Consider the following 9702-nt stretch of genomic DNA (forward strand, 5'->3'; position numbering starts at 1 on the left):
GCGCACTAGAGTGATCGACGTGTCAGAGCACCACGCCCCCCGGTCCCTCATCGTCACCTTCTACGGCGCCTACGGCCGCTTCGCCCCCGGCCCGGTGCCGGTGGCCGAGCTGATCCGGCTCCTCGCCGCGGTCGGCGTGGACGCGCCCTCGGTGCGCTCGTCGGTCTCACGGCTCAAGCGCCGGGGACTGCTGGAGCCGGCGCGCACGCCGACGGGTGCCGCCGGGTACGCGCTGTCGCCCGACGCACGGCAGCTGCTCGACGACGGCGACCGCCGGGTGTACGCCACGGCGCCCCCCGGGGACGACGGCTGGGTGCTCGCGGTGTTCTCCGTGCCCGAGTCGGAGCGGCAGAAGCGGCACGTGCTGCGCTCCCGGCTGGCCGGCCTCGGCTTCGGCACGGCGGCTCCCGGCGTGTGGATCGCCCCGGCCCGGCTGTACGAGGAGACCCGGCACACGCTGGAGCGGCTGCGGCTCGACCCGTACGTGGAACTCTTCCGCGGCGAGCACCTGGGCTACGCCGCGACGGCGGACGCCGTGGCGCGCTGGTGGGACCTGACCGCCATCGCCAAGGAGCACGAGGCGTTCCTCGGCCGGCACGCGCGGGTGCTGCACACCTGGGAGGAGCGCCCGGACACCCCGCCGGAGGCGGCCTACCGCGACTATCTGCTCGCCCTCGACTCCTGGCGCCATCTCCCCTACACCGACCCGGGTCTGCCCGCGCCGCTGCTCCCCGGGGACTGGCCGGGCGCCCGCTCGGCCGCCGTGTTCTCGGCACTGCACGAGCGGCTGCGCGACGCGGGCGCGGAGTTCGCCGGGGTACCCCCGTGGTCCGGGTACCCGGACCCGCTCAGCCTCCCAGGGTGAGGCGGGGCCGGGGAGCGTCGGTGCGGCCGGTCTGCGGGCGGCGGCTGCCCGCGCGGTAGGGCATCGGCCAGACGGCGCCCGGACCCTCGTAGCCCTGTTCGGCCGCCGCGTGCAGCGTCCAGTTCGGGTCGTAGAGATGCGGCCGGGCGAGCGCGCACAGGTCGGTGCGTCCGGCCAGGATCAGGGAGTTGACGTCGTCCCAGGAGGAGATCGCGCCGACGGCGATCACCGGGATGCCGGTCTCGTGACGGATCCGGTCCGCGAACGGCGTCTGGTAGGAGCGGCCGTACGCGGGGCGTTCGTCCGCGACCACCTGTCCGGTCGACACGTCCACCGCGTCGGCGCCGTGCGCTGCGAAGGCCCGCGCGATCGCGACCGCGTCGTCCCCGGTGGTGCCGCCCTCGGCCCAGTCGGTGGCGGAGATACGGACGGTCATCGGGCGTTCCGCGGGCCACACCGCCCGTACCGCGTCGAACACTTCGAGGGGGAAGCGCAGCCGCTTCTCCAGCGATCCGCCGTAGGCGTCGGTGCGCCGGTTGGTCAGCGGGGACAGGAAGCCGGAGAGCAGATAGCCGTGGGCACAGTGCAGTTCGAGGAGGTCGAAGCCGCAGCGGGCGGCACGGCAGGCGGCCGCGGTGAACTGCTCGCGCAGATCGGTGAGCTGGGCCCGCGACAGCTCGCGGGGTGTCTGACCGCCCGGCTTGTACGGGAGCGGGGAGGCGGCCACGAGCGGCCAGTTGCCGTCCGGGAGGGGTTCGTCGATGCCCTCCCACATCAGCCGGGTCGAGCCCTTGCGGCCGGCGTGGCCGAGCTGGAGCCCGATCGCGGCGCCCGGTGCCTGACGGTGCGTGAAGTCCACGATCCGGCGCCAGGAATCGGCCTGCCGGGCGGTGTAGAGGCCCGCGCAGCCGGGGGTGATGCGCCCCTCCGCGCTGACGCACACCATCTCGGTCATCACCAGTCCCGCGCCGCCCAGGGCCCGTGCGCCGAGGTGGACGAGATGGAAGTCACCGGGGACGCCGTCCACGGCGGAGTACATGTCCATCGGTGAGACGACGACCCGGTTGCGCAGGGTCAGACCGCGCAGCCGGAACGGGGTGAACATGGGCGGGGTCCCCGGCGGGCAGCGGAACTCCCGCTCGACCGCGGCCACGAAGCGCGGATCGCGCAGCCGCAGATTGTCGTGGGTGACCCGGCGGCTGCGGGTGAGCAGGTTGAACGCGAACTGCCGTGCGGGCTGGCCGAGATAGCGGTCGAGGTTCTCGAACCAGTCGAGGCTGGCGCGGGCGGCCCGCTGGGTGGAGGCCACGACGGGGCGCCGCTCCTCCTCGTACGCGGCCAGCGCCGCCTCGGACGAGGGATGTTCCTCCAGACAGGCGGCCAGGGCGAGCGCGTCCTCGACGGCGAGCTTGGTGCCGGAGCCGATGGAGAAGTGTGCGGTGTGCGCGGCGTCGCCGAGCAGGACCAGATTGCCGTGCGACCAGCGGTCGTTGACGATCGTGCGGAACGTCGTCCAGGTGGAGTTGTTGGAGCGCAGCGGGCGTCCGCCGAGCGCGTCCGTGAAGATCTTCCCGCATCGCTCGACGGACTCCTCCTCGCCGAGGTCCGCGAACCCCGAGGCCCGCCACACCTCTTCGCGCATCTCGACGATGACGGTGGAGGCGTCGGCGGAGTACGGGTAGCCGTGCAGCTGCATCACGCCGTGTTCGGTCTCGGCGATCTCGAAGCGGAAGGCGTCGAAGGCGAAGTCGGCGGCGAGCCAGATGTACCGGCAGCGGTGCTCCTCGACGGAGGGACCGAACACCTCCGCGTGGGCCGCGCGCGTGAGGCTGTGCACCCCGTCGGCGGCGACCACGAGGTCGTGGGACGCCATCAGTTCGGCCACGTCCGGGGCCTCGCTGCCGAAGAGCAGCTCGACGCCGAGCGAACGGCAGCGTTCGTGCAGGATCTCCAGGAGCCGGCGCCGTCCGAGCGCGGCGAATCCATGGCCGCCGGAGGTGTGCCGCACCCCGCGGTGCACGATGTCGATGTCGTCCCAGCGGACGAACTCGGCCTGGAGCGCCGCGTACACGACCGGGTCGGCGTGCTCGATGCCGCCCAGGGTCTCGTCGGACAGGACGACACCGAAGCCGAAGGTGTCGTCGGGCGCGTTGCGCTCCCAGACGGTGATCTCGCGCTCCGGGTCTAGGCGCTTGAGGAGGGCCGCGGCGTACAGCCCGCCGGGACCGCCGCCGATCACGGCGACCCGCCTCACACCGCCGCTGCCGCGCATCGCGGGCTCACCTCCCGCGCCACTTCGGGGCCCGCTTCTCCGTGAAGGCCGCGTGGAACTCGGCGTAGTCCTCGCCGTTCATGAGCAGGGCCTGGGTCGCGGCGTCCAGTTCGACGGCGGCCGCGAGCGGCATGTCCAGTTCGGCGGTGAGCAGGGCCTTGGTCTGGGCGTACGCCAGCGCCGGGCCGTCGGCGAGACGGCGGGCCAGCGCCTGCGCGGCCTCGTCGGCGTGCCCCTCGTCGGTGAGCTCGCTGATCAGTCCGATGCGCTCGGCCTCGGGGGCGCGCACCGGTTCCCCGAGCATCAGCAGCCGGGTCGCGTGCCCGAGGCCGACGACGCGGGGCAGCAGATAGGCCGCGCCCATGTCGCCGCCGGACAGCCCGACCCGGGTGAAGAGGAACGCGAAGCGGGCGCTCGGGTCGGCCACCCGGAAGTCGGCGGCCAGCGCCAGCACGGCCCCGGCGCCCGCCGCCACCCCGTGCACCGAGGCGATCACGGGGAACGGGCACTCCCGTACGGCCCTGACGACCTGCCCGGTCATCCGGTTGAAGTCGAGGAGCTGGGCGGTGTCCATGGAGAGGGTCGCGCCGATGATCTCGTCGACGTCTCCCCCGGAGCAGAAGCCGCGGCCCTCGCCGGCGAGCACCAGGGCCCGCACGGAGCGCTCGCGGGACAGCTCGGCCAGCAGGTCGCGCAGGTCGGCGTAGGCACCGAAGGTGAGCGCGTTGAGCTTCTCGGGGCGGGCCAGCGTGACCGTGGCGACGCCGTCGGTGAGCTCGTACCTCAGATGCTGCCAGGCGGGGGTGCGGCCGGCGGAGCCGGTGAAGGGACTCATGGCGGGCGGCCTCCTAGGGCGGGGGCGACGCTGTACGGCTGTCCCGCCAAGTTATCACTCGTTCGTGACTGTCGTCACGAGTGCGCGATACAGGATCACGGCGCGGACCCGGGACCCTTGGAGGCCGGGCGATCGCCCGTCACACACGGCGACGGGTCGGCTGCGGGTCGTGAAGGGGGAGGCGGGGCCGGCCCGGAGCGCGGCGACAGAAGGCGAAGGCGGGAGTGACGGGCCGTGAGCGGAGCGGCCGATGGGTGAGCGGGGGCCGTGACCGCGTCACGGATCGTCGATAGCCGTGTAACGGTGGGAGCGGACGCGGGAGGGGGGCCGTTCGTCCGGGTAGACAGCCCGTATCGGACCGATCGTCCCGAAAGGAGGCGCCGGAGGGCCGGGGACACATCGGCCGATGTCCCGAGAAAGCCCACCGCGCGCGTTCCCCGGACGGCGCCGTACCATTCCTAAGGTTGTACGCAGGACGCCCTGCTCCACGAACGGACCCGCCTTGCACGACACCCCAGCACCCGCCTTCTGGCGCATCGCGCTGCCGCACACGTTCGCGGCCGTGCCGGTGGCCCGCGCCCTGGTCCGCAGGGCACTCTCGGATCGGGAGCACGCGGCCGACAGCGACACGGCCGAGCTGCTCACCGCGGAGCTGGTCGCCAACGCCGTCGAACACACCGCGGGAGAGGGACCGATAGAGCTGGTCGTCGAGCTGATGCCGACCGGCTGCCGGGTCGAGGTGCACGACCCGGACCCGGACCCGCCCCTCGATCTCACCCTCCCGCACCCGCCCGGTGAGCCGGACCCCTGGCAGGAGCACGGGCGCGGACTGCTGCTGCTCCGCGCGCTCAGCTCCGCCTGCGGACACCGCCCCACCGACACGGGCAAGGCGGTCTGGTTCCGGCTGCCGGTGATCCCCGCCCAGCGCCGGCCGGCGCTGTAGCGGTCAGCCGGTGCCATAGCGGTCAGCCGGCGCCGTAGCGGTCAGCCGGTGCCGTAGCGGCCCGCACGCACACGGGGGCGCCCGATGGATCAGGCCAGCGTGGCGACCATGATCGCCTTGATGGTGTGCAGCCGGTTCTCGGCCTGGTCGAAGACGACGGAGTGCGCCGACTCGAAGACCTCGTCGGTGACCTCCAGCGAGTCGAGTCCGTACTCCTCGTACAGCTCGCGGCCGACCTTGGTGCCGAGGTCGTGGAAGGCCGGCAGGCAGTGCAGGAACTTGACGCCCGGGTTCCCGGTGGCCCGCAGGACGTCCATGGTCACCGCGTACGGGACCAGGGCGCCGATGCGCTCGGCCCACACCTCCTTGGGCTCGCCCATGGAGACCCAGACGTCGGTGGCCACGAAGTCGGCGCCGCGCACCCCCTCCGCCACGTCCTCGGTGAGGGTGACCGTCCCGCCGCTCTTCGCCGCGAGGTCATGGGCCGTCGCGACGATCTCGTCGGCCGGCCAGTAGGCCCGCGGGGCCACTATCCGGACGTCCATGCCGAGCAGCGCGCCGGTGATCAGGTAGGAGTTGCCCATGTTGAAGCGGGCGTCGCCGAGGTAGGCGAAGGCGGTCTCTCCGACCGGCTTGGCGCAGTGCTCCCGCATCGTGAGGACGTCGGCCAGCATCTGGGTGGGGTGCCAGTCGTCCGTCAGACCGTTGTAGACGGGGACTCCGGCGTGGGCGGCCAGTTCCTCGACGGCGGCCTGGCTGTCGCCGCGGTACTCGATGGCGTCGAACATGCGGCCGAGTACGCGGGCGGTGTCCTTGACCGACTCCTTGTGGCCGATCTGCGAGCCGGCCGGGTCCAGGTACGTGGTGGAGGCTCCCTGGTCCGCGGCCGCGACCTCGAAGGCGCAGCGGGTGCGCGTCGAGGTCTTCTCGAAGATCAGCGCGATGTTCCTGCCCCGCAGGTGGCGGGTCTCCGCCCCGGCCCGCTTGGCCGCCTTGAGTCCGGCCGCCAGCTCCACCAGGCCGAGGAACTCCTCCTCCGTGAAGTCCAGCTCCTTGAGGAAGTGACGGCCGGCGAGGGCGGTCGGGACTGTCGCCATGGGGGCGCTCCAGGGATGACGGGGGCGGGGACGGGACCGGACGTCTGGAATTCTATACGACGCACAGCATTTATATGCGACCTGTGTTCGACTCCACGTACCGGCCCGGATGGCGGTCCCGGCGGGGCGCTCGGCGGGGCGCTTCGGCCGCCACCTCGGCGGCGGCCCCGCCGAGGGCTCCGGCGGCGCCCCCGCGGGCGGCCGGCTACACCGGGCCGCGTTCGACGGGACAGCTCATACAGCGCGGGCCGCCCCTGCCGCGGCCCAGTTCGCTCCCCGGGATCTCGATCACCTCGATGCCCTGCTTGCGCAGATGGGTGTTGGTGGTGGAGTTGCGCTCGTAGGCGATGACGACGCCCGGTTCGACGGCGAGGACGTTGCAGCCGTCGTCCCACTGCTCCCGCTCGGCCGCGTGCACGTCCTGGGTGGCGGTCAGGACCCGGATCTCGCTGAGGCCGAGCGCGGCAGCGATGGCACGATGCATGTGCTCCGGGGGATGGTCGGTGACCTTCAGCTCCTTGTCCCCCGCGCCCGGCTCGATGGTGTACGAGCGGAGCATGCCGAGCCCGGCGTACTGCGTGAAGATGTCCCCGTCGACCATGGTCATCACGGTGTCGAGGTGCATGAGGGCCCGCCGCTTCGGCATGTCGAGCGCCACGATGGTGCGGGCCGAGCCGGCCGCGAACAGCTTGTGGGCGAGCATCTCGACGGCCTGGGGCGTCGTCCGCTCGCTCATCCCGATGAGCACGGCCCCGTTGCCGATGACGAGGACGTCCCCGCCCTCGATGGTGGACGGGTAGTCGGCCTGCCCCTCCGACCAGACGTTGAAGTCCTCCTCGCGGAAGAGCGGGTGGTGCCGGTAGATCGCCTCGAAGTGCACGGTCTCCCGCTGCCGGGCCGGCCAGCGCATGGCGTTGATGGAAACCCCGTCGTAGATCCAGGCGGAGGTGTCCCGGGTGAAGAGGTGGTTGGGCAGCGGCCGCAGGAGGAAGTCGTCGAGGTCCATGACATGGAAGCGCACGGAGGTGGGTTCCGCGTGCGCGTCCAGGAACTCGCGCTTGGTCATGCCGCCGACGAGCACGGACGCCAGCTCCGGGGCGGGCATCGCCTCGAACGCGGCCCGGAGGTGGTCGGTGGCGAGCGGACCGTACTCCTTCTCGTCGAAGACCCGGTCCAGGACGAGCGAGCGGGCCGCGCCGATCGCCAGGGTCTCCGCGAGCAGGTCGCCGAAGAGGTGGACGGTGACCCCACGGTCGCGCAGCACGTCGGCGAACCCGTCGTGTTCCGCGCGCGCCCGGCGCACCCACAGCACGTCGTCGAAGAGGAGCGCGTCCTTGTTGCTGGGGGTGAGCCTTTTGAGCTCGAGATCGGGCCGGTGCAGGATGACGCGGCGCAGCCGCCCGGCCTCGGAGTCGACATGGAATCCCATGTCTCCATCCTGACCATCCGGACGCGTGTTCACCCGTGGATCGCCCAGGTCCGCACCACGATTCCCGCCCGCCCCGCGCGCCAGGCCCGCCCCCGGCCCCACACCCCGGCCGCCCCTTGGCGCACTCCCTTCATTTCGTCCTCTTGACGATAAGCGGGTTCTTCATTATCGTCTCAATGACGACAACGAGAGAAGCAAAATCGCCGGGGAACGCCCGGCGCGAGGGGGTACTCATGGCCGACATCACGCGACGCCTCGGCTGGCGCCATCTGCGCGGGGCGCCCACCGCGCACGTGCGGCACCACAAGTCGGGACAGCTGGTCCACGACGGCCCCGGACTCAGCTTCTGGTACCGCTCACTGACGGCCGCGCTCTCCGAAGTGCCCGTCGACGACCGCGAGCTGGCGATGACCTTCCACGCCCGCACGTCCGACTTCCAGGACGTCGCGGTCCAGGCGACGGTCACCTACCGGGTCAGCGACCCCGGGCTCGCGGCCTCCCGCATGGACTTCTCCATAGACCCCGACACCGGCGCCTGGCGCGGCGCCCCGCTGGAGCAGCTGGGCTCGCTGCTGACCGAGACGGCCCAGCAGCACGCCCTCGACGTGCTCGCCCGCACCTCCCTGGCGTCCGCCCTGGTCGACGGTGTCACGGCGGTACGGGAGCGGGTCGCGGCCGGTCTCGCCTCCGAACCCCGGCTGCCCGCCACCGGCATCGAGGTGGTCGCGGTCCGGGTCGTCGCGCTGCGCCCCGAGCCCGAGGTGGAGCGGGCGCTGCGCACCCCCGCCCGCGAGCAGATCCAGCAGGACGCGGACAAGGCGACGTACGAGCGCCGGGCGGTCGCCGTCGAGCGGGAGCGGGCCATCGCCGAGAACGAACTCGCCAGCCAGATCGAACTCGCCCGGCGCGAGGAGCAGTTGGTCGAGCAGAAGGGCACGAACGCGCGCCGCGAGGCCGAGGAGCACGCGGCCGCGGACGCGGTGCGCGCCGGGGCCGAGGCGGCCCGTACGGTCCGGCTGGCGGAGGCGGAGGCCACCCGGTCGCTGCGGCTCGCGGAGGCGGAGGCCACCCGCAAGGTGCGGCTCGCGGGGGCCGAGGCCCAGGCCGAGCGCGAGGTCGGCGCCGCGCGGGCCGAGGCGCAGGCGGCCTGGCTGCGGGTCCACGGCGAGGTCGACACGGCCACGCTGCACGCGCTGACCGGGAGCCGGCTCGCGGAGAACCTGCCGCGGATCGAGAACCTCACCGTGTCGCCCGACGTCCTCACCGGACTGCTCGCCAAGCTGGGCAACGGGACCGCCGGGGACTCGGCGTGAGTCTCGCGCCCCGGGTCGTCATCGTCCACCGGACCACGGAGTACGAGGAGTTGACGGCCCGGCACGGCACGCACGGGCAGGCGGCGTTCTTCCTGTCCTCGCGCGGCCGGGACATCGCGGAGGTGGCCGAACGGCACAACCGCTCCCGCGAGGCGCTCGCCGCGGTGGTCGCGGCCATTCCGCTGACCTGGCGTCAGGCCCGTGTGGAGCGGGCCGACTTGGACCGGTTCCTGTTCGCGCCGGAGGACGTGGTGGTCGTGGTCGGCCAGGACGGGCTGGTCGCGAACGTCGCCAAGTACCTCGAAGGCCAGCCGGTGGTGGGGATCGACGCCGATCCCGGGCGCAATCCGGGCGTGCTCGTGCGGCACCGGCCGCGGGACGCGGGGGCGCTGCTCGCCTCGGCGCGGGGCGGCGGCGCCGACGAGCTGACCATGGTCGAGGCGGTCGCGGACGACACCCAGCGGCTGGTGGCGCTCAACGAGATCTACCTGGGGTCCGCCGGTCACCAGACGGTCCGCTATCGGCTGGGGCTCGACGAGTACGGGGGTGTCGTCGAGTCCCAGGCGTCCTCCGGGGTGCTGGTCGGCACCGGGACCGGGGCCACCGGGTGGCTGCGGTCGCTGTGGCAGGAGCGGGGCGAGCGGCTGCCGCTGCCCGGGCCCACGGACGAGCGGCTGCTCTGGTACGTCCGCGAGGCCTGGCCCTCGCCGGCCACGGGCACCTCGCTCGTGGCCGGCGAACTCACCGCGTCCGGGCGGCTGTCCCTCACGGTGGAGTCGGACCGGCTCATCGTGTTCGGGGACGGGATGGAGGGGGATGCGGTGGAACTCGTGTGGGGGCAGACGGTTCGGGTGGGCGTGGCAGAGGTGCGGCTTCGCCTGGTCGGCTAGGACTACGGGGGTGAGCCCCGGTGGGGGCGGGGGCTGGGGGGCGTCTGCTGCCCCGGTG

8 protein-coding genes are annotated in these 9702 nt (G+C 72.9%); 4 read left to right on the top strand and 4 right to left on the bottom strand.

Annotation, left to right across the window (positions count from 1 at the left end; genetic code table 11):
* Positions 1 to 10: 10 nt before the first annotated feature.
* Positions 11 to 865, top strand: coding sequence for a PaaX family transcriptional regulator (locus IO36_RS21040; RefSeq protein WP_037621859.1), 855 nt, complete (start codon positions 11 to 13; stop codon positions 863 to 865).
* Here IO36_RS21040 and IO36_RS21045 read toward each other — a convergent pair.
* Together IO36_RS21045 and IO36_RS21050 are read right to left on the bottom strand one after the other, a co-directional pair.
* Positions 849 to 3137, bottom strand: coding sequence for a bifunctional salicylyl-CoA 5-hydroxylase/oxidoreductase (locus IO36_RS21045; RefSeq protein ID WP_037621861.1), 2289 nt, complete (start codon positions 3135 to 3137; stop codon positions 849 to 851). The two genes, IO36_RS21040 and IO36_RS21045, sit on opposite strands and share 17 nt — an antisense overlap.
* A gap of 7 nt (positions 3138 to 3144) precedes the next feature.
* Entirely contained in the window at positions 3145 to 3972 is an 828-nt protein-coding gene (locus IO36_RS21050) for an enoyl-CoA hydratase family protein (protein ID WP_037621862.1), read from the bottom strand.
* A 502-nt stretch (positions 3973 to 4474) separates the two neighbouring features.
* On the opposite strand from IO36_RS21050, the gene IO36_RS21055 reads away from it, so the two are divergent.
* Positions 4475 to 4915: an ATP-binding protein gene (locus IO36_RS21055; protein ID WP_037621863.1), complete on the top strand. Its 441-nt coding sequence runs from the start codon at positions 4475 to 4477 to the stop codon at positions 4913 to 4915.
* A gap of 89 nt (positions 4916 to 5004) precedes the next feature.
* On the opposite strand, the gene argF is transcribed toward IO36_RS21055, so the two are convergent.
* Together argF and IO36_RS21065 are read right to left on the bottom strand one after the other, a co-directional pair.
* Positions 5005 to 6012 (bottom strand): ornithine carbamoyltransferase, encoded by a 1008-nt coding sequence (argF, locus tag IO36_RS21060; RefSeq protein ID WP_037621864.1) that lies wholly within the window; start codon positions 6010 to 6012, stop codon positions 5005 to 5007.
* Positions 6013 to 6217: 205 nt separating this feature from the next.
* Entirely contained in the window at positions 6218 to 7441 is a 1224-nt protein-coding gene (locus IO36_RS21065; protein WP_037621865.1) for an arginine deiminase, read from the bottom strand.
* 233 nt (positions 7442 to 7674) lie between these two features.
* Here IO36_RS21065 and IO36_RS21070 point away from each other — a divergent pair, with 233 nt between their 5' ends.
* Together IO36_RS21070 and IO36_RS21075 are read left to right on the top strand one after the other, a co-directional pair.
* Positions 7675 to 8754 carry an SPFH domain-containing protein gene (locus tag IO36_RS21070; RefSeq protein WP_037621866.1) on the top strand — a complete coding sequence of 360 codons (1080 nt, stop codon included), beginning with the start codon at positions 7675 to 7677 and terminating at the stop codon, positions 8752 to 8754.
* Complete coding sequence (locus tag IO36_RS21075; protein ID WP_037621867.1) at positions 8751 to 9644, top strand: inorganic polyphosphate kinase; 894 nt, start codon at positions 8751 to 8753, stop codon at positions 9642 to 9644. Before IO36_RS21070 ends, IO36_RS21075 begins: the two co-directional genes overlap by 4 nt.
* Positions 9645 to 9702 lie beyond the last annotated feature (58 nt).

Source organism: Streptomyces aureus (assembly GCF_000725495.1).
GTDB lineage: Bacteria > Actinomycetota > Actinomycetes > Streptomycetales > Streptomycetaceae > Streptomyces > Streptomyces aureus_B.